This window comes from Agrobacterium sp. H141 (genome assembly GCF_057158725.1).
The window spans coordinates 3,273,805-3,300,265 of sequence record NZ_CM169893.1; the positions used below are offsets into that span (position 1 = coordinate 3,273,805).

Genomic DNA, 26,461 nt, shown 5'->3' on the forward strand with positions numbered 1-26,461 from the left:
CACCGCCGTAAGTCGAGAGGGGCAGCAGATGGGCCGCCCCCCGATATCGCACACTGCTGCCGTCAAGCAGCGCGGCGATCCCAACTGGCGAAGGGATCGGCCAAGCCGCGCCAAAGCTCAGGTTCGAAGGCATCGGCATTAATGAGGCAGGCATCCAGTTCCGCAGTGAGCAGCGCTTCGTCCATGGGATCGGCGCCGATGAAGACGATCTCCTGACGTCGGTCGCCCCAGACGGGATCGAAATACGGTTTCATCATCTCGTGGAAACCCGGATCGTTGGGCCATTGGTCCTGCGGCACTGCCGACCACCACAGGCCCATCTTGCCGGTGCGGACCAGAGCGCCGGCCTGGCTGATCTCGCCGACGTGATAGGGTCGTGTGGCCAGCCAGAAGAAACCCTTGGCGCGAACCACGCCCGGCCAGCTGCGATCGACGAAGGCCTGGAAACGCTGCGGATGAAACGGGCGGCGCGCGCGATAGACGAAGGAGCGGATGCCATATTCCTCCGTTTCGGGAATGTGATCCTTGAAGCCGTGCAGTTCCTTGAACCAGAGCGGATGGGTTTCGGCTTTGGCAAAGTCGAAGCGACCGGTGCCCAGCACCTCGTTTAAAGGCACATTGGCAAAGTCGGCCTCGATCAGCCTGGCATCCGGATTGAGGGCTGTGATGATCTTGCGGGCGGCCTCCAACGCCTGCGGTGTCGCAGCGCCGACCTTGTTGAGCACAACGACATCGGCAAATTCGATCTGCTCGACCAGGAGATCGACAATGGTGCGGGCATCGCCCTCGCCGGCCGTTTCTCCCCGGTCGGCGAGAAAGTCGGTCGACCCGTAATCGGCGAGAAGATTGGCGGCATCGACGACCGTGACCATGGTATCCAGGCGCGCGACGTCGGCGAGGCTCTGGCCATGTTCGTCGCGGAAATCGAAGGTGGCGGCAACCGGCAATGGCTCGGCGATGCCGGTGGATTCAATCAGCAGATAATCAAATCGCCCCTGCTCGGCCAAAGCTCGGACCTCCGTCAGAAGATCATCGCGCAGGGTGCAGCAAATACAGCCATTGGTCATTTCCACCAGCTGCTCTTCGGTGCGCGACAGATTGGCCCCGCCATCGCGCACAAGGGATGCGTCGATATTCACCTCACTCATGTCGTTGACGATCAGTGCGACCCGCAGGCCGTCGCGATTGGCGAGAATGTGGTTGAGCAAGGTGGTCTTTCCGGCACCGAGGAAGCCGGAGAGAACAGTGACAGGGAGCTTTTGGGTCATGGTGGACTTGTCCATTTGCGTTGCATCAGTCGATATTCGTAACGTTATACAGTTACATAAAATTGATGCAAGATGGGCCTGCCGTTTTTGACAGCCACTCATGACAACGCCCGCGCCTTTCCAGGAAGAAAGACGCGGGCGTGGTCGATGGGCAGATGGATTGCGGCCGATCAGAAGTCGCCGGAAGAGCGGGCCCAGTCCATGTAGAGATCGAGCGACTTGCGGGTGACAGGACCTTCCTGCAATTCGCGATCGTCGAGCTTTGTCACAGGCACGACCTTGGAATAGTTGCCGGAGGTGAAGATCTCGTCGGCCTCCATGAAGTCCTTGACCGTCAGCGTGCATTCGCGAACGTCAAAACCGCCCTGCCGCAGCAGCGCGATCACACGGGCGCGGGTGATGCCGGACAGAAAGGTGCCATTTGGCACCGGCGTCATGACCACACCGTCCTTGACCAGGAAGATGTTGGAGGATGCGGTCTCGGCAACATTGCCGTTCATGTCGAGCGCGATGGCATTGTCGAAGCCGCGGCTATGGGCCTCGATCAGCATGCGGCCGGAATTGGGATAGAGGCTACCGGTCTTGGCCGCCGTGACGGCCACTTCGGCGGAGGGCCTGCGGAAGGGCGAGACGGTGAGCGAGGACGGTTTTGCCGTGTGCATGGGCGCTTCAAACAGGCAGAGCGCAAAGCGTGTGGATTCGGGATCGGCGGCCACCACGGAATAAGGTGAGCCGTGTTCGGCCCAATACATGGGCTTGATGTAGATCGCGGTCTTGCCGTCGAACTTCTTCACGCCCTCCCAGGCAAGGGTCTCGATCTCTTCTGCAGTCTTGACCGGCTTCAGGCCCATATTGACCGCCGAGCGATTGACGCGCTGGCAGTGCAGATCGAGGTCGGGCGCAATGCCGTCGAACCAGCGGGCGCCATCAAACACCGTGGAGCCCAGCCACATGGCGTGGGAGGTTGGCCCGATCAGCGGTGGATTGCCGGAGATCCACTCTCCGTCAACGAAGGTCCAGGTGCTGCTGCGGGGGGACGTATCGACTGCCATTTCTTGTCTCCGAATTCTTGAGCGCGCAGTCAATGACAGCAGCCAGTGGCGGTCAAGCCAAATTTTGCCACCATGTCGTTTTAACAAGAAAGCACACGACGCAGCCTGTCCGACGCAAGAATTTTTCACGAAATCAAAACCTTGCCTTATGATTTCATCAAATTAAATGATGGCGAGCGACTATCTTGAGGCACCGCGGGCGTGGCATGATGGTGAAGAGCCGGCGACAGGCGCAACTGTCGCCCATGGTGGAGGGTAATGAATGAGCGCGGCCTTTGTATTCGATGCCTATGGCACATTGTTCGATGTCCATGCGGCGGTGCGGCGTCATTCCGAACGGGCCGGACCGGACGGTCAGCGTCTCTCCGAAATGTGGCGGGCCAAGCAGCTTGAATATTCCTGGGTGCGGGCATTGATGGGGAGCTACCAGGACTTCTGGACGTTGACGGAACAGGCACTCGATTACAGCCTGCAGCGGATACCGAGCGTCGACAAGGCGTTGCGCGACGACCTGCTCTCGGCCTACTGGTCCCTGGATTGCTATCCCGAAGTGCCAGCCGTTCTGAAGGCCCTGAAAAGCCGTGGCGCCAAGGTGGCGATCCTCTCCAACGGTTCGCCGGACATGCTGGAGGCGGCCGTCAACAATGCCGCCCTCGGACAGATCATCGACGATGTGTTTTCGGTGGAGCCGTTGAAGACCTACAAGACCGCACCCGCCGTCTACGATCTGGTGACCACCGCCTACCGGCTATACCCCGATGCCGTTTCCTTCCAGTCATCCAACCGCTGGGATATCGCCGGCGCCAAATCCTTCGGCTTCCGCACCGTGTGGATCAACCGGGCGAACATGCCCGACGAATATACCGATCTCGGACCCGATTTGATCCTGCCATCGCTGGAGAGCCTGTAAGAGGCCACTCCGGTCGGCCTCATATTTTACCATGGGACCAGGCTTTTCGGAGGCCCGCGAGCGGCTCGGAGAGAAACGGTCTCCAAGCCGCTATCGCTTTTCCATTCAGCAGGACACGCTTCTTGAGACCATGCTTGAGGCGAGCGGCGCAAGCCTCAGCGCCATCGAACGCGGCTGGTCAAAAGTTCAACGCGATGACATCATCAAGTTGCTGGAGGGTGCCTCTGTTTCTGAAGTAGCGCATGCGCGCAATGTCAGCGTGCACAATGTCTACAAGGTGCGAAGCGCCGGTGACTTTGAACTCTAAATGCTTCGATGGGATGCAATTCAGACAGCGCTTACCCAGCTTGACCATCGCTACCAACTACCGGGGGCCGACAAGTGGTGCACGCACTCATTTACACCAGCATAGCTGGGAAATAATCGCAGCAGTGATCGCTCTCAAGACTGTCGCGCGCTTCAAGGAAATGGACGAACGCGACTTCGCTGAATATTTTCTCGTCGGATCGCTCTTCAGCATTCTATGGACGATGTTCGTGACCAGTGCCTGGCTAGCCTATGATCACAAACTCGGTCGTGACCTACGTGTTCATACCGAACAGTGGCTTGGCATGGAGGCCAAGCAGGACTAAGCGAGTCCGAAACAGCGGCGACATCGGGTTCCTGACCTTTCTTGGCTTGAACGATGCCTGCTGCCGATCTGTCGGATTATCAACCGGAGAACGCCCATGACCTGGTCTGCCAGCCAATATCTGAAATTCGAGGATGAGCGGACGCGGCCGGCGCGCGATCTGCTGGCGCAGGTGCCGCTGGAACGGGCGGCCGCCGTTTACGATCTGGGCTGCGGACCGGGCAATTCGACCGAGCTTCTGGTGGAGCGGTTCGGGGCGAAGTCTGTCACCGGGATCGACAGCGATGACGACATGCTGGACAAGGCAGCCAAACGCCTGCCGGATGTTGCCTTCGCCAAGGCCGATCTTTCGAGCTGGCTGCCGGACACCGACGTCGATCTGCTCTACTCCAATGCCATGTTCCAGTGGCTGCCGGATCACCTGCCGGTGCTGGCAGGGCTTATGGGAAAGCTCAGGAGCGGCGGCGTGCTTGCGATCCAGATGCCGGACAATCTGGGAGAGCCCAGCCATGTTGCCATGCGCGAGACGGCGGAAAGCGGACCATGGGCATCCCTTTTTGCAGGGCGGCAAGTGCGCGCCACACTCCCCTCGCCCACCGACTACATGAATGCGCTTGGCAGCCTTTCTTCCCGGGTGGATGTCTGGCACACGCATTACTATCATCCGCTTGCCAATGCCGAGGCGATTGTCGAATGGGTGAAGGGCACGGGGCTGAGGCCTTATCTGTCGACGGTCGGCGCGGCCGCTCAAGAGCAATTTCTCGCCGATTACACCCGCCGTATTGCCCAAGCATACCCGCCCATGGTGGATGGTCGTGTGCTTTTGAAGTTTCCCCGCCTGTTCGTGGTGGCGGTGAAGCGCTGAAGGGGCTAAGAGAGCGGCCAAACTGCAAACCGCGAAAGCGAATTCCATGTCGAAGAACTGGCCCAAGCCCATCATCATCGCCCTTGGCGAAAAAAACGAGAATGTGCTGATCAACAGCACAGAGGCAGCTTCCTGGGCGATGATCGAGGACTGGCCGGTTGAAGATGGACCGGAACTCGACAAGGCACTTTTGATCTTTGCCGATGTGGTGCGTGGCAAACGCCCGGATGAAGAAGCCCGGGCGGCCTTTCTGGAGGCGGTCAAGGAAGCCGGGATCACGATCGTCCAGCAGTGAAGCCGGCTGAACGCCGGTTACGCCTCTCTCCACGAGCCACTCTCGTTCGATTGCCCTGTCATCCGATGACCCTGCGTGCTAGATCCTTTGGCCTTGCGCCACGATTTCACTGGATGAGGAAGACCGGATGCCGACACTGAGCGAGGAAGGCCGCGCGCACCTCAACGATATCGCGAACCGTCACGGGGTGAGCTTCGGCGCGGTGGAGCATCTGCTGGCTGCGCTTTTATCGGGGCAATCGACGCAGGCGCAGTTCAACCATCCGGATCTCGGCGGCATGGGCCAATGGTCGCTGGGCGGCATGACCATGGTCGGCGACATGTTCAACAACACCCTGAAAGCCAAGGTCGACACTCTGTGTACGGAGTTGTCGAACCTGGTGCGCAGCTCGGATTTCCAGGGGTTCAATTCAAGTCAATCGCAGTCGCAATCGCAAGGCGGCCATCAGATCGGCATGTCGGGCGGCGGTGTCAGCCTGTTCGTCTCCGGCGGCAGCGGGTCTGCCAACTGGTGGCCGGGCAATCTGGGTGTCCCCTCTTCGGTGGGGGCGCAGAACAATCTGCGCTATGCGCTCTTTCCAACAAGCCAACGTCTGGCCATCGACATTGCCGGGCGGGTGACGGTCTACGATACAGCCGACCACCAGATCGGCGGGTTTTCGCAGCAGCAGGGCGGCGGCCAGAGCCTGACATTCACGTCTCAATACGGGCTTGTGCGGGTGTCGGACCTCAATATCGTCAGCCACCACAGCGAGAGACAGGCGCCGGCGGCGGCTGACGTCGAGCCGGAGGCACCGCAAGTGTCGTGGCGTGAACCGCAAGAGGTTGTGCCCGAGCAAGCCCCCGCTCCGGTCGCGATGCCGCAACCGTGGCAGCCGTCGATGAAGACCGCGTCGAATGCCAATCTGGAAGACGATATCTTCGCCAAGATAGAACGCCTGGCCGACCTGCATTCCAAGGGCATTTTGACCGATGCGGAATATGCCGAAAAGAAATCCGAATTGCTGGCGCGGCTCTAGACGTAGGGCTATCAGCATCTGTTCTGCCGCAACGCAAATCGAAGGACCCTGTCATGGACATCAAACGCAATGGATCGCGCCCATCGGGCAAGGGACCGGCTGAATATTTTACCGGCGCGGTCAGAATGGATCCGTTGATCGAGGCACCCGAGCCCGCCCGTATTCGCTCCGTGCATGTGACGTTTGAGCCGGGCGCGCGCACCAACTGGCACACCCATCCCCTGGGTCAGACGATCATCATCACATCGGGCAGCGGCCTTGCCCAGCACTGGGGCGGACCGGTGGAAGAATTGGGGCCCGGCGATGTGGTCTGGTTTGCGCCCGGCGAAAAGCACTGGCACGGTGCAAGCGCCACCAACGGCATGAGCCACATCGCCATTCAGGAAGCACTCGATGGCGTCACCGCCGACTGGCTGGAAGCCGTGAGTGCGGACCAGTATGACGGCAAGGCCTGATCGGACGATTCGCGATTTCAGCCCCGGAGGCGTGCGGGGTTCGCGGCGGGTGAGCACGCGCATATTTTGACAGTGCGTGCCCCTCACTTGGCAAGCTTGCAATCGAACGCGTTGCCCTCGGGCCATTCCACCATGGCCTCATCGCCCTTCACCCAGAAGACGATCCCGAAGGAGCCTTCGTAGCGCGCGCCAGAGCCGGAGATGCCCTGAATGGCGATCTCCTGACTGTCGCCGCGCTCCAGCCTGACTGCGGGCGGGTCGGTCTCGAAGAAGATGGCGACGATCTCGTTGGCCGGGTTGTTCTGGCAGGTGTAGAAAACCGGATCCATGGCGGGTACCAGATTATGGGCGGCCTGCAATTCGGCAATGCGCCGATCATAGGACATCAGCGTGCACTGGCGCTTGTCGTCTGCCTTCCAGCAATCATCGCGTCCGCCGACCCAGCCGCGCTGCCTTGTCTTCAACTCCGACGTCGCGGTTTTCTCATCCGATGCACCGGCAAGCGAGGCCAGAGCTTGGCTGTAAACCTTGTCGAGCAACTGGTCCTTCTGCGCCAGTTCGTCATCCTGACAGATCAGGCCCTCGATCTCGTGCGTGGCCTTGGCGCAATCGAATGTCGGGGATGCGGCCCTGGCCGAGACTGCCGAAGACATGATGGCGCAGACAGCGCATACGATCATAAAAGCATGATTTGTCATGACGCGATCTCCCGCAGTGGTGAAAGAAGCATACAGCCTTCCAGGGGCAAGTTATATTTTAGATTTTCGGCATGCAAATGCGGTCGGCCACTGGCCGGCCGCTGCACCCATGATCAAGAGTTTGCAAAAATAAGTTGGAACAGTGTTTCGATCTCCACAGTTAGCCTTGGACAAAACAAAAACTGCACAAGCAAACAAGGAGGCCAATCATGGACTATGTCAACGCTAATGGAGCCAGCCTCCCATCCCTCGGTTTCGGCACATTCAGAATGCCGGAGGAGGACATCGCGCGCATCCTTCCGCTCGCATTGCTGGTGGGGTTCCGCCATGTCGACACCGCCCAGGTCTACGGCAATGAAGCGGCTGTAGGCTCGGTTTTGTCGAAGTCCGGGATCTTCCGCGGCGATCTGTTCTTGACCACCAAGGTGTGGGTCGACAAATTCGCCAAGGGCGATTTCATCCCCTCCGTCGAGGAGAGCCTGCGCAAGCTGAAAACCGATTACATCGATCTGCTGTTGCTGCACTGGCCGCAAAGTCCGGTACCGTTGGAAGACCAGATCGAAAGCCTGAACAGGCTGGTGAAATCCGGCAAGGTACGCAATATCGGCGTCTCCAACTATTCGACCAAACTGATGGCCAAGGCGATGGAACTGTCGGACGTCCCGCTGGTCAACAACCAGATCGAATACCACCCCTATCTCGACCAGACAGCAGTCCTGGACGCTGCCCGAAGCTACGGCATGAGCGTTACGGCCTACTATCTGATGGCGGATGGGCAGGTGCCCAATGACGCCCTGCTTCAGGATATCGGCGCACGCCACGGCAAGACGGCAGCGCAGGTGACATTGCGCTGGGCGATCCAGCAGCAGAACGTGGTGGCGCTTTCCAAGACGGCGACCGAAGGCCGGCTGGCTGAAAATTTCTCAGTCTTCGATTTCTCGCTCTCTGCCGAAGAAATGGACGCGATCCACGGTCTCGCCAGTACCGATGGCCGGATCGTCAGTCCGGCGCATCTGGCACCAGACTGGGATTAGGGGCATCTAGAGACGATAGACGAAGAGCCGGGTTTTCCGGCCATCGTCGACCGCGATGATCCGTTCCGGCTCGACATCGGGCACGGCAAAACTGTTGCTGACAAAGCGCGTGCCGGGACGCATCTCGGCGCGCGCCTTTTCAAACATGCGCGGCATCGGTGCCGGCGACAGGAAACAATAGACAATGTCGTGGCTTGCGAGGTTCTCATCCCAGATGCTGCGATAGGAGATTGTCGCATTGGAAAGCGCCAATGCGCGAAGGCGCGCGGCCAGATAGACCAGCGGTGCCGTTTCCACACCGCTTGCCTTGAGGTCGGGCTGAGCGCGGGCGAGAAAAGTGACAACGCCGCCCAGACCACAGCCCATATCGACAAAGGACTTCGCCTTGGCATCTGCCACCAGCGCCTCCAGCGCCTGCCATGTGCGCCGGTTGGTGAGATAGAGCGGCACCTGCTCGGAGGCGCTGTTCCAGTAGAATAGCAGGATGAGTACGAAGCCTGCCAGAAACAGCCAGGAGGGCAGTACCGGCCCGAGCGCGATGACGAGCGGCAAGAACACCTGTATGAGGATCCAGGCTGGCGGCAGGCCCAGTACGCGCCCGATCAGGGCGGCCAAAGCGCCTTGCGCCAATAGCAGCGCCACAGCGATCGCCGGACTGCCGGACGGCAACATGTCGCGAACCGCCCAGACGCCCGCCAGCACGATCCCTTGAGACAGGATGACCTTGAACCAGGGCAGGACATGCCGGGCAAGCGCATTCTTGGTGGCAGGCATGGTGTTTGTGCCGTGCTGGAGAAACAGGAACGCGGGCACGACGCCCGCTAACCCTTTGTCTAGACCATCGCGCATCATGATCGTCAATCCGGCAAGGTCTGGCGCTCCACCGGAAAATGCCTGGAGACCATTTGCGTGTTGAGGGTCATGACCTCACGGCGTCCGTGTCGAGGGTCGGGCACACGCATATCCGTCTCCGCAAGCAACCGGTTCAATCGGGCGATGCAGGGATTAAGGCAGCGCGAGCATGCTGCCGTGTCACACTCCGCCGTGCCGGGCGGCGGAGGGACAGTCAGGGAGGCTGCCGGTCTCATGCTGCGAGATGCAGCCGATTGGCGAGATCGTCGAAGGCGATTTCCGACAGGCTGGGGCGAACGGCAAACTCGATCACCGCGTTGAAGATTTCCGGCGGCGCGCCCCGTTTCATGGCGCCGAGCAATGCCGCGCGTTCGGCGGGGTTTAGGGCCGGAATCATGGTGCGCATGAAAGCCAAGTGCTTTTCGGGCGGAATGGAAGAGACGATCCGCATTTCGATGCCGATCAGTTCCTGGTCGGTGAAATTCTTCCACAATGTGGGTGCGGTCACGGTCTCCTCTTCGTGCATATGGGCCAGATCTTCGGCGATGTAGGCAGCGAAGGCGAGATAGAGTTTTCTGCCAGCGGCGCTGCGGTCGAGCGCCCCTGCCTGTTCGACCGCCTGTGCCAGCGCTTCGAGATCGCGGAAAGCCTGGCGATGATCGTCGTGCTGGTCATCGACAGTGGCGGTGGAGGCGCCCCTGGCTTGCAACGCCTTGTGGACGTGTTCGTCCTCGTGCACCACATGGCCGGCTGCGATGGCGAGATAGCCGCGCAACCCGGCAAGCACGGCTGCCCGCTCGTCGGCATTGTCATAGTCGGCCGCACCCAAACGGCAGAGGAGTTCGCAGCCCGCCTTGCGGATGGCCTTGTGGATATTGCCGTAGAGATCGAAACGACCGTTGAGGTCGGGAATACCTGTCAGGGAAAGATGCTCGGTCATCGTGTTTTCCTTTGCTGTTGAAAACCGGCGGTGCCGGCTGATGGACCGCGAGATAAACCGAGACGCGAAACACGACTTCCTAAATGCTTGCTAAGCGCGAGTGCGCATTGCTAAAAACTTCCTATCTTTCTAATCTCCAGATTTTGATGCGGTGGTGAACAGTGATCGACACCGAGGTTGCGCGCTTCATCGAGAGTAAGGTGATGATCTTCGTTGCCACGCGCAACGAGGAGCGCCGCCCGATGATCGGCCGCGGCAGCGGCGCCTGGGTCGATGCGGCAACGGGGAACGTTGCTCTGCTGGTGTCTTCCAGCCAGTGGCCCTCCATGGTTGCCTGGGCCAAGGCCGGGATGCCGATCGCCATTACCTGCGTGCGCCCGACCGACTATCAGGCCTATCAGATCAAGGGCATGATCGGCAGCGTGCGCTCGGCTGACCGGGACGAAGAGCGTCGTGGCAGCCGCTATGTGGCGGCCATGCTGCAGCAACTGGGCTCGCTTGGCGTGACGCGCCTGCAGCTTTCGAGCACGCTCAGCGACCGCGACCTCGTGCATATCGCCTTTCGTCCGCACGACCTCTATGTGCAGACGCCGGGCCCCGCGGCCGGCCGACGAATAATGGCGGAGGGACAGCCGCAATGATCCCGCTGAGCACGATCCGCGATTCCTTCGAAGGCGTCATTCCCTCGCTGATCGCAACCACCGACAGCGACGGGATGCCCAACATCACCTCGCTGTCGCATGTCTATTACGTGGATGAACGGCATGTGGCGCTGTCGAACCAGTATTTTTCGAAAACGGCCGCCAATGTCGCGGCCAACGGGCTTGCGACGGTGATGGTGGTCGATGGCTATAACGGCAACCAGCACATTCTCGATCTGGTGTTCGAGTCCTCCCGGAGCGATGGGGACGTGTTCGACCGCGTCTGCGCCCATCTCGACGTGATGAGCGCCGAACAGGGCATGGACACGATCATGAAACTGCGCGCCGTCGATATCTATCGCGTCGAGGACTGCCGGCTGGTTATGGCGGCAAACCCGCTCGAACAGGCGCCGGAAAAATCCGCGACCGCTGTTCGCGACCATCTGCAATGGACGGAGATCCTGACGGCACGGCTGACCGCAGAGACCGATATCGAGCAGATGCTCGACCGGGCGCTGGAGGGGCTGGCTGCGTTGTTCGGCTATAGCCACGCCATGGTGCTGTTGCCCGATACCGAACGCATGCAACTGACAACCATCGCCAGCCACGGCTACAACCGCTACGGCATCGGCTCCGAAATCCCCTTCGGCCAGGGCACGATCGGCAAGGCCGCAGCGACCCGGCTTCCGGTGCGCATCAGCGATATGAGCCGCGGGCGTCGCTATGTGCAGGCGGTCAAGGCCATGACCGGCATGGACGAGGCGATCGCCTTGCCGGCCATCTCCTCCCCGGTCAGTCAGCTGGCCGTGCCGATGATCGCCCAGCGCCGGCTCATGGGCGTGCTTTTCGTCGAATCCGACACGGCCTTCGCCTTCCGACACAAGGATGAGGAAGCCCTGCTGGTGATCGCTCGGCAGCTGGCACTGGCGCTGATGCTTGCCGATCCCGGACGCGACCGCAGCGAGCGGCCGCCTGCCCCCACCGCGCCGCCAGCCGCTGCCCCGACGACAGACGCAGGAGGTGTGAAGATCCGCTACTACCGCCGCGACGGCTCCGTGTTCGTGGATGGCGATTATCTGATACGGGGCGTGCCGGGGCGACTTTTGAAACACTGTCTCGACGCGTATCTCGCGACCGGCCAGCGAGATTTCACAAATCGGGAAATCCGTCGCGATCCGGGACTGCTGCTGCCCGACTTCAAGGATAATCTCGAGACGAGGCTGATCCTGTTGCGGCGGCGGCTGGAGGAAAAGGGCGGACCGATCCGGCTTATTCGCGCCGATCGAGGCCGGTTGCGGCTCGACATCGACGGTGTGCCGCATTTGACGGTGATCGATGGCGATTAGGATGCGACAAGACAAATGATTGAATACGAAACGGCCGCACCAGAAGGCGCGGCCGTTTGAATGTCTGGCTTGAACCAGGGTTCTGCCGGTTCGGGCGGGTTCCCTATACCTCGGCAGCTGTCTTGGCCGGTTCTTCCTTCTTCTTGCGCCGGCGATTGACCAGCACGAAGAACAGCGGAACGAACAGAATGCCGAGCACCGTGCCCGAAATGGTACCGCCGAGCACGCTGGTGCCGATGGCGTTGCGACCGCCGGAACCGGCACCGGTGCTGAGCACCAGCGGCAGCACGCCGAGCGAGAAGGCCATCGAGGTCATGATGATCGGCCGGAAACGCTGACGGGCAGCCTCCCGGACAGCGACAAAGAGATCCTCGCCAGCGTCGAAGCGTTCACGGGCGAACTCGACGATCAGGATGGCGTTCTTGCCGGTCAGTCCGACAACGGTGAGCAGGCCCACCTGGAAGAAGACACCATTCTGGTAGCCCCCGAACAGGGTCCACAACAACGCACCGAGAATACCCACCGGCATGGCGAGCATGACCGCAAACGGGATCGACCAGCTCTCATAGAGTGCCGCAAGGCAAAGGAAGACTGCCGCCAGCGACAAGGCATAGAGCAGTGGTGCCTGGTTTCCGGATTCACGTTCTTCCAGCGACAGTCCGGTCCAGGATACCTCGTAGCCCGGCAGTTGCGATGCCAGACGCTCTATCTCGGCCATGGCCTCACCGGTGGTGACACCGGCGGCAGGCGAACCCTGGATCTGCATGGAGCTTACCGCATTATAACGGTTGATGCCTTGCGGACCGAAAGTCCAGCTGCCTTGAGCGAAGTTGGAGAATGGCACCAGGCCGCCGCTGGAATTGCGCACCTTCCATTCCGAAATATCCGACGGAAGCGCACGGGAATCCGCTTCGCCCTGGATGTAAACGCGCTTGATGCGGTCGCGGTCGATGAAGTCGTTGACATAGTTACCCGCCCAGGCGACCTGCAACAATGCGGCAACATCTGTCGCGGAGACGCCCATGGCACCGGCTGCGCGCCAGTCGATATCGAGGTGATACTGGGCGGCATCTTCCAGACCGGACGGACGCGCGGAGCCGATCAGCGGGCTTTGCGCCGCCATGCCGAGCAGCTGGTTGCGGGCAGCCAGCAATTCGTCATGGGACTGGCCATTGCGGGCTTCGAGATAGAAGTCGAAGCCGCTCATGATGCCGAGTTCGGGAACCGATGGCGGGACGATCGGGAAGGCCATCGCATCCTTGATACCCATGAAGGCCGGGTAGGCGCGCCCGGCAATAGCCTGGGCGCTCTGGCTCGGCAGCGGCCGATCCTTCCAGTCCTTCAGGCGCACGAAGGCAAGACCCATATTCTGGCCCTGACCGGAGAAGGAGAAGCCGACGACACCGAAAACGGATTCGACATTGTCCTTCTCATTCACCAGAAAGTGTTGCTCCACCTGATCGAGAACCTTCTGGGTGCGCTCAGCCGTTGCACCCGTGGGTGCCTGAATGAGTGCCAGAAGAATGCCCTGGTCTTCATCCGGCAAGAAGGCGGTCGGGGTCTGAATGAAACTCCAGACCATGACGCCGACCAGTGCCAGATAAATAACGCCAACGCGGAATGGCCGACGCACGATCCAGCCAATGGTGCTGCCATAGCCGCCGCTGATGCGGTCGAAGTTGCGGTTGAACCAGCCGGCAGGACCCTTCTTGGCATGATGCGCCGACTTGGACGACAAAATGGTGGCGCAAAGTGCCGGTGTAAGCGTCAACGCCACCAGCACCGACAGGCCCATGGCCGAGACGATGGTGATCGAGAACTGCTGATAGATGACGCCGGTGGACCCACCGAAGAATGCCATGGGCACGAACACGGCGGAGAGAACCAGGGCAATACCGATCAGGGCGCCGGTGATCTGCCCCATGGATTTGCGCGTGGCCTCGAGCGGACTGAGCCCCTCTTCCTCCATGATACGCTCGACATTCTCCACAACCACGATGGCATCGTCCACCAGAAGGCCGATGGCAAGCACCATGGCCAGCATGGTGAGCGTGTTGATGGAAAATCCGAACGCCGCCAGGATACCGAATGTACCGAGCAGAACCACAGGAACAGCGAGCGTCGGAATGAGTGTCGCACGGAAGTTCTGCAGGAAGACCAGCATGACGAGGAAGACGAGCACGATGGCTTCGCCGAGCGTCTTGACCACTTCCTCGATCGAGATCTGAACGAAGGGCGTGGTGTCGTAAGGCACGACATAGGAGACGCCTTCGGGGAAGAAGGCCGAAGCCTCCTCGATCTTGGCCTTGACCAGTTCCGCGGTATCGAGCGCGTTAGCGCCGGAGGCCAGCTTGATTGCCATACCGGTCGAGGGCTTGCCGTTGAAGCGCGCAATCGTGGAATAGCTTTCCGAGCCGATTTCGACGCGTGCGACGTCTTTCAGCAATACCAGACCGCCGTCGGTGGCCGCACGCACGACGATACCTTCGAAATCTTCAGGCGTGGTCAGAAGCGATTGGGCCGTGATGGTGGCGTTCAGCTGCTGCCCCTGGATGGCGGGCAAAGTCCCGAATGCGCCCGCCGAAATCTGGGCGTTTTCAGCCGAGACTGCACTGACGACATCGCTTGGCGCCAGGCCGTAGGCCGAGAGCTTGACCGGGTCCAGCCAGATGCGCATGGCATATTTGGAACCGAAGACCTGGACTTCGCCGACGCCTTCGAGACGGCTGAATTCGTCGACGAGATTGGTGTTGAGGTAGTCGGAAAGGTCGGTCTGGTCGAGCTTGCCATCATTGGAGATGAGCGCAATCACCATCAGGAAGCTTGCCGACGACTTCTGCACGGTTACGCCCTGACGCTGAACCGTTTCCGGCAGCAGCGAGGTCGCTTGCGACAGCTTGTTTTGCACCTGCACCTGAGCGATATCCGGATCGGTTCCGGTTTCGAAGGTGAGCGTGATCGAAGCGGTGCCTGCCGAGGTCGAACTCGAGGAGAAATACCGCAATCCGTCCAAGCCGGTCAGCCGCTGTTCGATGACCTGGGTCACCGTATTGGCGATCGTTTGTGCCGATGCGCCGGGGTAGCTTGCATTGATTGAGATTGTCGGCGGTGCGATCTGCGGATATTGCGAGATCGGCAGTGTCGTGATGGACAGAATACCGGCGCCCATGATGATGATCGCAATCACCCATGCAAAGATCGGCCGGTCAATAAAAAAGCGTGCCATGTCGGTCTCCGCGAGGTCAGTTCTTGGCCGGCTGTTTGGCGCGTTCTTCCGGGGCGACGGTAGCGCCGACCGCAATTTTCTGAAGGCCTTCGACAATCACCCGGTCGCCAGCCTTGACACCGTCGGAGACGATCCAGTCGGACCCTCGGTCACTGACGATCGTCAATGTGCGCTGTTCGACCTTGTTGTCCGCCGTGACGACCATGGCGATCGGGTTGCCGCGACGGTCGCGCGACACGCCTTCCTGGGGAACGAGTACGGCATTGTCGATGACACCCTGGGGCATCTCGACCTGCACATACATGCCGGGCAACAGCATCTCATCTGGATTTGGGAATTGCAGACGCAAGGTGATCACGCCGGTTTCTTCATCCACATGCGGTTCCGCAGCGGTGAGCTCACCGGTCTGATCGTAGGCAGTGCGATCGGCAAGGGTCAGCTTGACCGTGGTATCGGCATTGGGGCCGAGCGAGGCTGCGCCCTTGCGCTTCCAGCGGACCAGATCGGCGGCCGACTGGGCGACGTCGACATAAACCGGATCGAGCTTGCGGATGACCGCCAGCGGATCGCTCTGACCGGAGATCACAAGCGCACCTTGCGTGGTCAGTGAAAGGCCGATGGCACCGGAGATCTGGGCGCGGATGGTGGCGCGGTCGAGATCGATATTGGCCGTCATCAGTTGCGCATTGGCCACCTGCAATGCGGCCTTGGCGGCATCGCGCGTGGTAATGGCTGTATCCAGGGCCTGATCGGTCGAGACATTGCTCTTGCGCAGCGCTTCAATACGCTTCAACTCACGTTCACCGGAATCCAGATTAACCTGAGCCTGGGCAACCGATGCCTTGGCGGCGGCAACCTGCGCCTCGTAGCTGGCCGGATCGATGCGGTACAATATATCGCCCGCCTTGACCTTGGAGCCCTCTTCGAAAAGCCGTTCCATGATGATGCCGTTGACCTGAGGCCGCACTTCGGCAACACCGGACGCGACCACACGACCTGGCAGTTTCGACGTGACTGTGATCGTCTGCTGCTTCAGCTCAACCACCGTGACCGGTGTTGGCGGAGCCTCTTTCTTGCCTTCCTGGGCAAAGGCCACTGCCGGCGTAATGACAGCAGCAAACAGGCATGAAAGGAGGGCGTTTGTCGCAGACCTCATGGAACTTCTCCAGTTAATGGGGAGTTGACGCTTGGCGAAGGGACGCGAAGAGTCTAATATTAAAACCAGATGGTTTTATAATAGAATTTTTGCAGTGCGCAAGCGTTATGCGCGCTGCTGCAAAGGAGGTAATGCGTATGTTGTTGCCAAAATGCCGCGATGCACATCGCGGCCCGGGGCGACCGCGTCAGTTCGATCTTGCGGAGCGAGAGGCGATCATCCTCGACACCGCTGAGCGAATTATTCTGGAAAGAGGTCTGGCCGCCACCTCCATGGCCGCAATCGCCAAAGAAGCCGGCATGTCAAAGCGCACGCTTTACGAAGTGTTCGAGAGCCGCGCGACATTGTTTGCCAGCATTGTCCGACGCATACGCACCCGGAAGATGCGACCGCTCGCCGATGAACAGCACGGACTTCCGCTGGCACAGCGCCTGCGATTGCTGCTCACGCCCTCGCAGGAGAAATTCTCCGACCCGCTGCCTATGGCCATCCTGAGGGCGGTGATCGCCGAGTCCGAGCGCCAGCCGGACCTGGCGCAGCAATTCCTGCAGGAAGGCCCCTATGCTCTCTACGCGATGATCCGCACCGAACTCGACAGGAGCGTCGCGCGCGGCGAAATTGCCATTGCCGATACCGAGGAGGCCGCGCGCCTTCTGGTCGACATGGCGCATACCAACCTGCTGGAGCATCTGGTGCTTGTAACCGGCTCTTGCCAGGAAGATGTCGATATGTTGCGCAAGCGCGTCGATCTGGCCATCCGGGTTTTTCACCATGGCATAGCGGAACGCGCGGTCGCCTGAGTCCTTTCCCTTACCGGCTCTGCGACAGCATTTTTGCGGATACCTCGATGACCTTTTGTGTAAGAGGGGTCAACTGGTCGGCGGCCAGACGGTTGATGTGCCAATACAGCTTGATGTCGAGTGTCTGGCCCGGCACAAGTTCCACCAGCCGACCGGCCGCCAGATGCTCCTGGACCAGCGGACGCGGGTTCATACCCCATCCCAGCCCCATGAGGCTGGCATCGACGAAGCTTTGCGTGGATGGCAGCCAATGGGTGGGGAGATTGACGTCCCGGCCCAGCACCGACCTCACCCAGTCGGCCTGCAACCGGTCCTTCTGGTTGAAGGTCATTGACGGGGCCTGTGCCATGGAGGCCGGCCTTATGCCTTGGGCAAAATGCCTTTCGACAAAATCCGGGCTGGCCGTCGCGTGATATCGAAGCGCACCCAGAAAATAGCGCCGACAGCCCGAAATGGGTTTGTCTGTGCCGGTGACCGCGGCAATGACCTTGCCTTGCTGCAGCCAGTCGGCGGTATGATCCTGATCGTCGACGGCGATGTCCAGCAGATAGCGCGAGGACCGGGAAAATTCCGACATGGCCTGCAGGAACCATGTGGCCAGACTGTCGGCATTGGTTGCGATGCGAAGCGTGACGCGTTGCTGGCTGCCGTCAGGATCGGCGAGTGACGGCAGGCCCTTCAACAGGTCCTGCTCCAGCATGCCGACATGCTCCATGTGCCGGCAGAGGCGCTCGCCCTTTTCCGTGGCCGTGCAGGGGTTTGCGCGCACGACAAGCGCTGCACCCAGGCGTTCCTCCAACTGCTTGATGCGTTGCGAAACGGCAGACGGGGTGACATTCAGCGCGGCTGCGGCCCTGTCGAAGCTCCCCGTCTGAATGACGACCTGAAGAACGCGAAGGGCGGCGTAATCGATCATGTCATTAGCTTTACTTAATCTGATGAAGCTGAGTTAATTAGACTAATTCCGATCGCCGGTCTATCGAACGGGTTCCGATCCTTCGTCTGCGGCATTGCATCATCATGGATTTCACCACATTCTTTACCGGCCTTGCGATGGGCCTCAGCCTGATTGTCGCAATTGGCGGGCAAAATGCTTTCGTGCTGCGACAAGGGCTGCGCAACGAGCATGTGTTGGCCGTATGCCTTGCCTGCGCGCTGTCCGACGCGATCCTGATTACCGTCGGCGTGACGAGCCTCACTCAGGTTGTCGAGTTCTTGCCCTTTCTCGAGCCGGTGATGCGATATGGGGGTGCGGCATTTCTTCTCTGGTATGCCGCGCTGAACCTCAGATCGGCCTGGACAGGCACAGGCGCATTGCAGGTTAGCAATGGCGGCTCGAGCGGATTTGCAAAAACGCTTGGGCTTTGCCTGGCGCTTACCTGGCTCAACCCGCATGTCTATCTCGATACCGTGGTGCTGCTGGGCACGATCTCGACGCGCTTTCCCGGCCATCAGTTCGCCTTTGTCCTCGGTGCCGTGACGGCATCGTTCCTGTTTTTCTTTGCGCTTGGCTATGGCGCAAGATGGCTGAGGCCGCTTGTTGCCAAACCGGCGTCCTGGCGCGTCCTCGAGGTGATCATTGCCAGCGTGATGGGGCTGATCGCCTTCCGGCTGCTGAGCGGTATTTGAATGGCGACGGTCTCGGACCCTGCCTCAGCCGGCAATCTTCGATGAGATATAGGTCGCGAATTCGTAGTTCGGGCGCTCCAGATGCGAAAGCGCGCCGGGCTCGGAAAGGCGCCCCAGCAGACCCTTGTAGACCTTTTCGGTGCAGCCGCGATCCTCATCGTTGACGGCATCGAGCAGGGCTTTCAGTGCCGCGAAATGGACCTGCGCGTCCGGATCGTTGACATAGTCGGCATGGAGCCCGCCGCCATAGAGGATCTTGACCTTGCCGGGACCATCGGGATGCAGGGACAGATACCAGAAGTAACCGGGGGTGAGCGTGATCATCAGCGCCGGATAGATGGCCAGCAGCCAGGTCTTCACCCGCTCCTCGCCCTTGAGCACGGTGTTTTCCGGATGGGCCACGGTCAGCGGCGCATCATCCTTTTTCAGTATCCAGTGGTAGTTGAAGGCGTCATAGCCTTCCGGACAGGTCATCTTTTCCAGCGAGACGAAGCCGCCGATCGTGCCGGAATGGCAGACCGGCAGGTGATAGCTTTCCATGAAATTTTCGGCCAGCACCTTCCAGTTGGTGTTCCAGTGATGCTCTTCCCGGAAGGTCTCGCCATAATTGGCCATGTCGAGATAGCCGACGAGGTTTTCCACCTCCTTCAACTGCTCGGCGGGGTCCGGCGCATCGGGATTGAGCGTGACCATGATCCAGCCGAGCCAGACAGTGCAGCGGATGGATGGCAGCTTCACATCCTCCTTGCAGAAGCCTTCGTTCATGTGCATGGCCGGCGCACCGCGCAGCGAACCGTCGAGATTGTAGGTCCAGGCGTGATAGGGACAGACGATGGCGCGCACATGACCGCGCCCCTCCAAGAGCGTCGACATGCGGTGGCGACAGACATTGGACATGGCGCGCAACCGGTTGTCGCGGTCGCGCAGGATGATCACCGGCTCGCCGGCAATCTCCATGGTGAGATAATCGCCGGGGCCTTTCAGCGCGTCGGCACGGCCGGCACAGAGCCATTCCTTCGAGAAGATATGCTCCAGTTCCTGCGCCACGAAGGCTTGCGAGGTGTAAACGCTTTTGGGCATGGCGCGGGCCTGCCCGAACGGCAGGGCGACATTGGCTTTCAGTTCTGCAGCCGGAGACAGGGAAGGATCATGCGCAGTCATCGAGGCAGCCTTACCTTTCGGGGCAAAGCGCCCCGGTGGACGGAGGACAGTGACGAGGGACCGGCAGGCTTGGCAACATCTCCTGCCGGGCATTCATGCGTAAGCTGATCATGTCACGCAGAGGGAGGACTGCCAATCCCTGAAACGGTGGGGGCAAAGCATATCGCACGCCCGCTCACGCGCGCTCCAGGGCCGTGTCCGCATGCCGGAACAGGCGCCTAAAGAAGGAGGTGTCCGACAGGCGACGCAGAAGGATGGCGATCGCCGCCGTTGCGCAAAGGGCAAAGACCAGCCGCCCGGTCAGAACGCCGTGCACATCTGCGCCCAGCGAGATGACCAGGAGCGTGTCTTCGATGACGCTATGGGCAAAGCCCATGAAGACACAGGACAGGAAGATCTGGCGCGGGGCTATATGGCCGGACTGCGCCTCGCGGATCAAAAGACCGGCACCATAGGATATGCCGAGAAACAGGCCGACCGCGGTCAGATGACCCGCCTCCCCCCTGATGCCGGCAAGGCTGAGGAATGGCGAGAGCGCCTTCATCATCAAATCCAGAATTCCGCTCACCTTGAGGAATTCAAGCCCCCAGGACAGCACCAGAAGAATGACGAGCATCCACAGCATGGTTTGGCCAAGGCTTGTCAGATAATCCAGCCAGCCCTGCGTTGCGCTCATGGGCACCCAGACCGGCTTGACCGGGGCCGATAACCAGCCGGTGGCGGCCAGAAGCCGATGCAGCAAGAAGGCATAGAGCAGACCGCCCATGATGCGCAGAAGGGTCGTTGCGATCATGCCCGGCCCGGCCTTCTGGATGATCTTCTGCTCGATCGGCAGGCCATGGGCAAACAGGATGAGCGCCGAGAAGACCGTGACATCGGCGATACTGAGCGAGGATGCCGGGACCAGCGTAAACAGCAGCGGAACCGCGCCCCAGATGCCGACCAGCATGGCCGTCAGCCAGGCAAGGCCCAGCTCCGGCGGAAGGCCGAACACCTGCATGACCGGCGCAAAGCCGGGTGCGACCGCCTCGATCACGCCCAGGCGTGTCATGAGTTCCGTGGCGACGGCAATGGGAACCGTGATGCGCACGAGCAGCCAGTAAACCTGGAGTGTTTTTTGGGTATTGCGCAAGGCGGGCAGCAAGATCGACATGGGAGGCTCCTTGGAATTCGTCTTCCCTTGCTAGCGCGTGTCGTTTCGCATTTGTGGTCAAAGATTGCAGCTTCTTGCAATTTTATTGCAAAGATTGCGACGTGCAATATGCTGTCCTCATGGATCGGATCGACCGGAAACTCTTGAACCTGATGCAGCGCGACGCCTCGCGCACCAATGTCGACATGGCCGACGCGGTGGGCCTGTCGCCCTCCAGCTGCCTGCGCCGAATGCAGCGCCTGCGCAAATCCGGCGTGATCGACCGCATTGTCGCCATTCTCAATCCGGCCAGGGCCGGACGCGGGATCAAGGCGCTGGTGACGGTGGAGCTGAAGCTGCATGGCGAACAGCATATGCGCCGCTTTCTCGATCTGGCCGTTACCGAGGAGGCCGTCTCGCAGGCCTATGCCGTGACGGGTGAAACCGATGTCGTGCTGATGCTGCGCCTGCGCGACATGGAAGAATTCGACGCCCTGTGCGACAGGCTGTTCCGCGACCAGACCAATGTGGCCCGCTTCTTCACCATGATCATTATCCGCACGGCCAAGGAGGAGACGGCGATCCGGGTTTGAGCGGGGGAGACAACCATGCGCCAGCACCCGACATAGCTCATTCAGTGATCCGTAGCGGCCAGGCGCCGGCACTCTTTGCTATCCAACTTGCTATCCAACAGACTTCCGTGATCGGGCCTATTCTCGTACGATCCGTTTGTGCCGGAGATCGGAATTTTTGCTCGCATGGGCTGTCAGAACTCGATGTTCAAGGCTCTCATCCAACTGTCAAACTGGCTGGCAGGGCCTGTATGTCCACTGGCTGCGACATCGCCCAACTGACGGCGATACAGACCTGGTGAAACAGAAAAGAATTCGGAAAATCTCCGGATGCCGTGGCTTTCGCTTGCAAAGCCGACGCCGAGACACAGGGCACCGACGCTGAAGCGCGACATCTCTGCCTGCGCCAATAGCTGGCGGAGCTTTGTCGCCCGTGCCTTCTGAAGATATCTCGAAATGCCACCTTCCGGCTTGAAGAGTTCGTAGAGGCGGGTACGGGAGACGTTTGTCTTCGCCGCAATCCATTCCGGGGATAGCTGACGCTCTGACAGATGAGCGCCGATCACGAGCTTGGCGCGCGCCAGCGCGGCCATGAGATCGGCCAATATGATGGCGTTGGGTCCATCGACGATCTTGCCATGCATAGTGTCACGCACGCTTTCCGGCACATCCAGCATCGCGCGGGAGGTGGAAACGGCGATGAAATGACAATCGTTCAAAAAGCTGCGCTAAGGTTTGGTCATGTCAAATGCAACGATCTGCCCCGGATCGACGGACAGCCTGTTGTCTTGCGTCTCGACCAGACGCTGGCCGGAGAGGTTAAGCTGTAAGGTGCCATGTTCGAAACCATCCGCATTCACTCTGCGGGTGGAGCGCTCATGGGAGACGTCGTTCAGGTGCCGATCAAAAACCAGAACTTTCGAGTAGTTCCGGGCGTCGACCTGCGCGGAAAAGTCGACGCGGTCTGACCTCACATCAGATCCTCCCGGCATAGAGCTGCCTACAGGCCTCGAAGGGCTCGAAGGCCTCGTCCTGCCTGAGACTTGAACTGTCGAAATTGAAGGAACTCATGACTATTGCATATTGGACTGCGGATCCGAAAAGCAAGCTTATTATCATGCCAATGTCGAGCCAGGTGAAGTGCGGCATTGCGGTCGCTTGCAGGCCCCAACCCATTGGAATCTGATCAGAACTGGTACCGGGACAATTAGACAATGATCGCGCACGCTCAGACATGTGCAAAATGCGGACTCATTGATACGCCTGCTTCAGATCTCAAGACTCAGCTTTTCGTCGAAGTGCCGCGTATCGCAGATGGCAGGAGCTTGGGAAAAGGTGGGATGGCGCCTCCAGTCTGGGCCACGCAATCCGCTTTTGCTCTTCAGGCTGGACACTGATCGACGACGATTTGCGCCTAAAGGCGCTCCTTAAGGAAATGACATTATGAAGAATTCATGGGGTGCCGCGCGCCGCAAGGGCATTACTTTGCCTTCGCTCTATGTCACCAGTGCACTGTCGCTGGTTCTCGCAGCCGGCATGTCCCAGATCGCAATGGCTAAAGATAGCAGCGCTACAGGCTCGTTCACCGATGATGTCACCGGTGGCAACGCGGTTGAGTCTTACGGCGTTATGATTGGCATGAGCGATACCGGCATCGTCTTATTTGAATACAAAGACGACAATGGCGACTGGTATTACGCTTCCTACAGTCTGACGGATAGTTTCACCGATCTCGGGTCGGAGGCCAACATATCGCTGAACGCCATCAGCGCGGATGGCTCGACCATTGTCGGCGGATACTATGTTACTGGCGATTACACGGGTTTTGTGTGGTCTGCTGCTGATGGATACACCGATATCGGCACCCTGGGCGGAAGCTATTCCTATGCAGCGGATGTCAGCGACGACGGATCGGCCGTCACGGGCTGGAGCACGACCAGTTCGGGCGCATACCACGCCTTCTACTGGACGGCAGAAGGGATCGTGGATATCGGCACCCTGGGCGGCAACGTCAGCGCTGCCTACGCCATTAGCGGAGACGGGTCGACCGTGGTGGGATATTCACTAGCCGCGTCCGGTTACGGTACGGCCTTTCGCTGGGACAATGTCAGTCAGACCATAGAAAGTCTTGGCACGCTCGGCATCACCTATTCTTATGCGACTTTCGTCAGTTATGATGGCTCGGTCGTGGCCGGCTCTTCTATCACGACAGACAATCATTCTTACACCTTCCGTTGGACCGAAGAAGGTGGAATGACCAATATCGGAACGCTTGGAGGCACCTATACCTATGTCAGTGCGATGTCCGATGATGGCGGTGCGATCGTGGGCCGATCCAGCACCACTTCGGATTCCTACTTTCATGCCTATCGCTGGTTCGTCTCCGGCGATGGCATAACCGGCACGATGAGTGACCTTGGGACACTGGGCGGCGGCAACACTTCCGCTGCTGATGACGTTTCCGCCGACGGCAAAGTTGTGGTTGGCACTGCCTGGGATAGTGCCAGTGTCTCTCACGGTTTCCGCTGGACGGACGAGACCGGGATGATCAGTGTCGACGACTGGTTGCGCGATGCGGGTGTGACACTCGATACAGATATTACCAGTGGTGCAAAATATGTCTCTGCCGACGGCAATATCGTCACCGGCTTCACGCAAGACGGCTTGATCTATATCGCCAAGGTCAGTGTCGATGAGGAGACAGATACAGATACAGATACAGATACAGATACAGATACAGATACAGACACCGATACCGACGGAGATGACGACGGTTCGGGTTCCAGCGGTGGCGACAACTCGGGCTCCGGCATCATCACCTATGACGATTTCCTGCCGACGCTCTATGGCGTCCAGGTCACCAGCCCCGCCCTGGCACAGGCAAGCACGGTCATGTTCGGTGCCCCGGGCAGCCCCATGCGCAATCTGCTCTCGCTCGGCCAGAAGTCCGTCTGGGGCACCGTCGACAGCGGCTTTGACAATGGTCCCAGTTCCGACGGGGGCCTCGCCCTCGGCGATTTCGGCATGGGTTACGGCATTGCCGACGGCGTGACGGCACGCCTGTCTGTTGGTGCCACCTATACCAGGCAGGATCTCGATGATGGCGGCGAGTTCCGCAACCGCGGTTACTATGTTGCCCCCGAAGTCAGCGCGCTTCTCGGCGACAATGTCTATCTGACCGTGGGCGGCTACGCCTCGCGCGGCTCGGCCGATGTCAATCGTGGCTATAGGAACGGCACGGCGCTCGATTATTCTTCCGGCTCCACGGATTCGAAGACCTATGGCCTGAAGGCCCGCCTCGATTGGCTGGATGCCGCCTCGATCAACGGCACCGCGATCACCCCCTATGCCGCGATCTCGCGCGCATGGAGCCATGCGGACGCCTATCGCGAAAGCGGTGGTTCCTTCCCGGTCAGCTATGATGCCGTCGACGACCACCAGACCATCATTCGCCTCGGCTCGGATTTCATCCATCCGTTGACCAACGATTTCCGCCTGACGTTCCGTGCGGAAGCCGATTACCGGTTCGAAAAGCGAGCCGCGGATATTTCCGGCGAGATCATCGATGTCTCGAGCTTCGACCTGACAGGCGCCGAACAGAAACGGTTTTGGCTGCGCGGTGGTATCGGTGGCGAATACGACGTGGCTGGCGGTACGGCATCGCTGATGCTCAATGTCACGACCGAAGGCTCGGATCCGGACATCTGGCTGCGCGCCGGCTGGCAGACGAAGTTCTGACTAGTTCCCATGACAGTGAGGCGCCGCATTTCGATGCGGCGCTTGCGATCCAGGTGTGAGCGGGGGGAGTCAACCATGCGCCAACACCCGACTTAGCTCATTCAGCGATCCGTAGCTCCGCCTCTTCAGCGCAAATATCGGCCAAGAAATCGATGAACTGCCGCACTCGTGAAGGCATGCGCCGCCCGGAGGCAGTGATTGCGAAAATTGGGAAAGGCGGCGGAGCGTGATCGTCCAGAATTCGGATGACCTCGCCGGAGGAAAGGACATCCGTAAACAACCAGCTTGCGTGATGGGCAATACCCAGACCGGCAAGCACCGCACCGCGAACATGATCGGCATCGTTCGTGCGAAATGCGCCGCCGCCGTCCAAAGTGATCTGCCGACCCTGGACCGTAAAATCCCAACCGACGACATGGCCCTGATGGACATAGCCAATACGTTGGTGGGACCGTAAGTCGTCAAGCGTTTCCGGCCGTCCGTGCCGAGCGAGATAGCTTGCTGATGCCAGTGTTATCAGTCGCATATCGCCTATGCGTCGAGCAACCAAAGCTGAATCGGAAAGTGGACCTATTCGGATCGCGACATTGATCCCTTCTTCGACAAGGTCAACGTGCCGGCCTGAGACTTCCATTTCGATTGCCACGTCTGGAAAGCGATCCCTAAAGGTAAGGAGCCGCGGGATTACATACATTCTCCCGAAGGCTGGCGAGAGGGTCACCCGGACAAGACCCGAGGGTGACGACTGCCCTTCCAGAACCTTTTCTTCCACTGAATCGATATCCTCCAGGATACGGACTGCGGCCTCATAATATTCTTGACCCACGAGCGTCGCGGCAAGAGTTCGAGAATTTCTCGAAAGGAGTTGCGTTCCAAGACGCGCTTCGAGAGCAGCGAGCTGTTTACTGACAGTCGGCTGGCTCACATTCAGGTCTCGCGCTGCCTGTGAAAAACTTCCGCTTTCAAGGACGCGCACGAACGCGCGCATGGAATCGAGCTTGTCCATCTCCGCTCCCCTTATCCCCTCGAATTCATTCTATAA

The 26,461-nt window shown here is 59.9% G+C and carries 27 protein-coding genes; 14 read left to right on the forward strand and 13 right to left on the reverse strand.

Translation table 11 applies throughout. The features are described 5' to 3' along the window. Positions 1–62 precede the first annotated feature (62 nt). Entirely contained in the window at positions 63–1,268 is a 1,206-nt protein-coding gene (zigA, locus tag ACWPM9_RS15365; protein ID WP_484755695.1) for a zinc metallochaperone GTPase ZigA, read from the reverse strand. 170 nt (positions 1,269–1,438) lie between these two features. Beyond that, a complete protein-coding gene (locus ACWPM9_RS15370) occupies positions 1,439–2,320 on the reverse strand; it encodes a branched-chain amino acid aminotransferase (protein WP_484755696.1) in 882 nt (293 codons plus the stop codon). 262 nt (positions 2,321–2,582) lie between these two features. On the opposite strand from ACWPM9_RS15370, the gene ACWPM9_RS15375 reads away from it, so the two are divergent. From ACWPM9_RS15375 to ACWPM9_RS15405, 7 genes are all read left to right on the forward strand, one after another. After that, positions 2,583–3,230, forward strand: coding sequence for a haloacid dehalogenase type II (locus ACWPM9_RS15375; protein ID WP_428185479.1), 648 nt, complete (start codon positions 2,583–2,585; stop codon positions 3,228–3,230). 31 nt (positions 3,231–3,261) lie between these two features. Continuing rightward, positions 3,262–3,537 (forward strand): hypothetical protein, encoded by a 276-nt coding sequence (locus ACWPM9_RS15380; protein WP_484755697.1) that lies wholly within the window; start codon positions 3,262–3,264, stop codon positions 3,535–3,537. 124 nt (positions 3,538–3,661) lie between these two features. Next, on the forward strand, positions 3,662–3,862 hold the full coding sequence (locus tag ACWPM9_RS15385; RefSeq protein WP_484755698.1) for a hypothetical protein: 201 nt from the start codon (positions 3,662–3,664) through the stop codon (positions 3,860–3,862). 96 nt (positions 3,863–3,958) lie between these two features. Further along, complete coding sequence (tam, locus tag ACWPM9_RS15390; protein ID WP_484755699.1) at positions 3,959–4,726, forward strand: trans-aconitate 2-methyltransferase; 768 nt, start codon at positions 3,959–3,961, stop codon at positions 4,724–4,726. Positions 4,727–4,772: 46 nt separating this feature from the next. After that, positions 4,773–5,021 (forward strand): DUF982 domain-containing protein, encoded by a 249-nt coding sequence (locus ACWPM9_RS15395; RefSeq protein WP_484755700.1) that lies wholly within the window; start codon positions 4,773–4,775, stop codon positions 5,019–5,021. 127 nt (positions 5,022–5,148) lie between these two features. Beyond that, positions 5,149–6,039: an SHOCT domain-containing protein gene (locus ACWPM9_RS15400; RefSeq protein WP_428185484.1), complete on the forward strand. Its 891-nt coding sequence runs from the start codon at positions 5,149–5,151 to the stop codon at positions 6,037–6,039. Between the two features lie 53 nt (positions 6,040–6,092). Continuing rightward, positions 6,093–6,494, forward strand: a complete 402-nt coding sequence (locus tag ACWPM9_RS15405) for a (R)-mandelonitrile lyase (protein WP_484755701.1) — start codon at positions 6,093–6,095, stop codon at positions 6,492–6,494. Positions 6,495–6,577: 83 nt separating this feature from the next. Here the strand turns inward: ACWPM9_RS15405 and ACWPM9_RS15410 are convergent, their stop codons facing one another. Further along, on the reverse strand, positions 6,578–7,192 hold the full coding sequence (locus tag ACWPM9_RS15410) for an MliC family protein (RefSeq protein WP_484755702.1): 615 nt from the start codon (positions 7,190–7,192) through the stop codon (positions 6,578–6,580). A 209-nt stretch (positions 7,193–7,401) separates the two neighbouring features. Between ACWPM9_RS15410 and ACWPM9_RS15415 the strand changes: the two genes are divergently transcribed. Then, positions 7,402–8,226 carry an aldo/keto reductase gene (locus ACWPM9_RS15415; protein ID WP_484755703.1) on the forward strand — a complete coding sequence of 275 codons (825 nt, stop codon included), beginning with the start codon at positions 7,402–7,404 and terminating at the stop codon, positions 8,224–8,226. A 6-nt stretch (positions 8,227–8,232) separates the two neighbouring features. Here ACWPM9_RS15415 and ACWPM9_RS15420 read toward each other — a convergent pair whose 3' ends face one another. Further along, complete coding sequence (locus tag ACWPM9_RS15420) at positions 8,233–9,078, reverse strand: hypothetical protein (protein WP_484755704.1); 846 nt, start codon at positions 9,076–9,078, stop codon at positions 8,233–8,235. A 232-nt stretch (positions 9,079–9,310) separates the two neighbouring features. Beyond that, a complete protein-coding gene (locus ACWPM9_RS15425; RefSeq protein WP_484755705.1) occupies positions 9,311–10,018 on the reverse strand; it encodes a hemerythrin domain-containing protein in 708 nt (235 codons plus the stop codon). Positions 10,019–10,179: 161 nt separating this feature from the next. Between ACWPM9_RS15425 and ACWPM9_RS15430 the strand changes: the two genes are divergently transcribed. Next, positions 10,180–10,659 (forward strand): hypothetical protein, encoded by a 480-nt coding sequence (locus ACWPM9_RS15430; protein WP_484755706.1) that lies wholly within the window; start codon positions 10,180–10,182, stop codon positions 10,657–10,659. After that, positions 10,656–12,005 (forward strand): GAF domain-containing protein, encoded by a 1,350-nt coding sequence (locus ACWPM9_RS15435; protein ID WP_484755707.1) that lies wholly within the window; start codon positions 10,656–10,658, stop codon positions 12,003–12,005. The genes ACWPM9_RS15430 and ACWPM9_RS15435 overlap by 4 nt, the downstream gene beginning before the upstream one ends. 103 nt (positions 12,006–12,108) lie before the next feature. Here ACWPM9_RS15435 and ACWPM9_RS15440 read toward each other — a convergent pair whose 3' ends face one another. Both ACWPM9_RS15440 and ACWPM9_RS15445 read right to left on the reverse strand, forming a co-directional pair. Continuing rightward, a complete protein-coding gene (locus ACWPM9_RS15440) occupies positions 12,109–15,231 on the reverse strand; it encodes an efflux RND transporter permease subunit (RefSeq protein ID WP_484755708.1) in 3,123 nt (1,040 codons plus the stop codon). A gap of 16 nt (positions 15,232–15,247) precedes the next feature. Continuing rightward, positions 15,248–16,387, reverse strand: coding sequence for an efflux RND transporter periplasmic adaptor subunit (locus ACWPM9_RS15445; RefSeq protein ID WP_484755709.1), 1,140 nt, complete (start codon positions 16,385–16,387; stop codon positions 15,248–15,250). Positions 16,388–16,524: 137 nt separating this feature from the next. Between ACWPM9_RS15445 and ACWPM9_RS15450 the strand changes: the two genes are divergently transcribed. Continuing rightward, positions 16,525–17,187 (forward strand): TetR/AcrR family transcriptional regulator, encoded by a 663-nt coding sequence (locus ACWPM9_RS15450; protein ID WP_428185494.1) that lies wholly within the window; start codon positions 16,525–16,527, stop codon positions 17,185–17,187. Between the two features lie 10 nt (positions 17,188–17,197). On the opposite strand, the gene ACWPM9_RS15455 is transcribed toward ACWPM9_RS15450, so the two are convergent. Beyond that, positions 17,198–18,103, reverse strand: coding sequence for a LysR family transcriptional regulator ArgP (locus tag ACWPM9_RS15455; RefSeq protein WP_484755710.1), 906 nt, complete (start codon positions 18,101–18,103; stop codon positions 17,198–17,200). Between the two features lie 104 nt (positions 18,104–18,207). Between ACWPM9_RS15455 and ACWPM9_RS15460 the strand changes: the two genes are divergently transcribed. Continuing rightward, the gene (locus ACWPM9_RS15460; protein WP_484755711.1) at positions 18,208–18,816 is read left to right on the forward strand and encodes a LysE/ArgO family amino acid transporter; all 609 of its coding nucleotides are present in this window, start codon (positions 18,208–18,210) and stop codon (positions 18,814–18,816) included. A gap of 24 nt (positions 18,817–18,840) precedes the next feature. On the opposite strand, the gene ACWPM9_RS15465 is transcribed toward ACWPM9_RS15460, so the two are convergent. Next, the gene (locus tag ACWPM9_RS15465; protein WP_484755712.1) at positions 18,841–19,977 is read right to left on the reverse strand and encodes an aromatic ring-hydroxylating oxygenase subunit alpha; all 1,137 of its coding nucleotides are present in this window, start codon (positions 19,975–19,977) and stop codon (positions 18,841–18,843) included. Between the two features lie 175 nt (positions 19,978–20,152). Further along, entirely contained in the window at positions 20,153–21,130 is a 978-nt protein-coding gene (locus ACWPM9_RS15470; protein WP_484755713.1) for a nucleoside recognition domain-containing protein, read from the reverse strand. A 119-nt stretch (positions 21,131–21,249) separates the two neighbouring features. Here ACWPM9_RS15470 and ACWPM9_RS15475 point away from each other — a divergent pair, with 119 nt between their 5' ends. Further along, complete coding sequence (locus ACWPM9_RS15475; RefSeq protein ID WP_484757663.1) at positions 21,250–21,702, forward strand: Lrp/AsnC family transcriptional regulator; 453 nt, start codon at positions 21,250–21,252, stop codon at positions 21,700–21,702. Positions 21,703–21,875: 173 nt separating this feature from the next. Here the strand turns inward: ACWPM9_RS15475 and ACWPM9_RS15480 are convergent, their stop codons facing one another. After that, the gene (locus ACWPM9_RS15480; protein ID WP_484755714.1) at positions 21,876–22,400 is read right to left on the reverse strand and encodes a helix-turn-helix domain-containing protein; all 525 of its coding nucleotides are present in this window, start codon (positions 22,398–22,400) and stop codon (positions 21,876–21,878) included. Between the two features lie 9 nt (positions 22,401–22,409). Next, a complete protein-coding gene (locus tag ACWPM9_RS15485; protein WP_428185500.1) occupies positions 22,410–22,655 on the reverse strand; it encodes a hypothetical protein in 246 nt (81 codons plus the stop codon). Positions 22,656–23,124: 469 nt separating this feature from the next. On the opposite strand from ACWPM9_RS15485, the gene ACWPM9_RS15490 reads away from it, so the two are divergent. Next, complete coding sequence (locus ACWPM9_RS15490) at positions 23,125–25,419, forward strand: autotransporter domain-containing protein (protein ID WP_484755715.1); 2,295 nt, start codon at positions 23,125–23,127, stop codon at positions 25,417–25,419. A gap of 97 nt (positions 25,420–25,516) precedes the next feature. Here ACWPM9_RS15490 and ACWPM9_RS15495 read toward each other — a convergent pair whose 3' ends face one another. Further along, positions 25,517–26,425, reverse strand: a complete 909-nt coding sequence (locus ACWPM9_RS15495; protein WP_484755716.1) for a LysR family transcriptional regulator — start codon at positions 26,423–26,425, stop codon at positions 25,517–25,519. Positions 26,426–26,461: the final 36 nt, after the last annotated feature.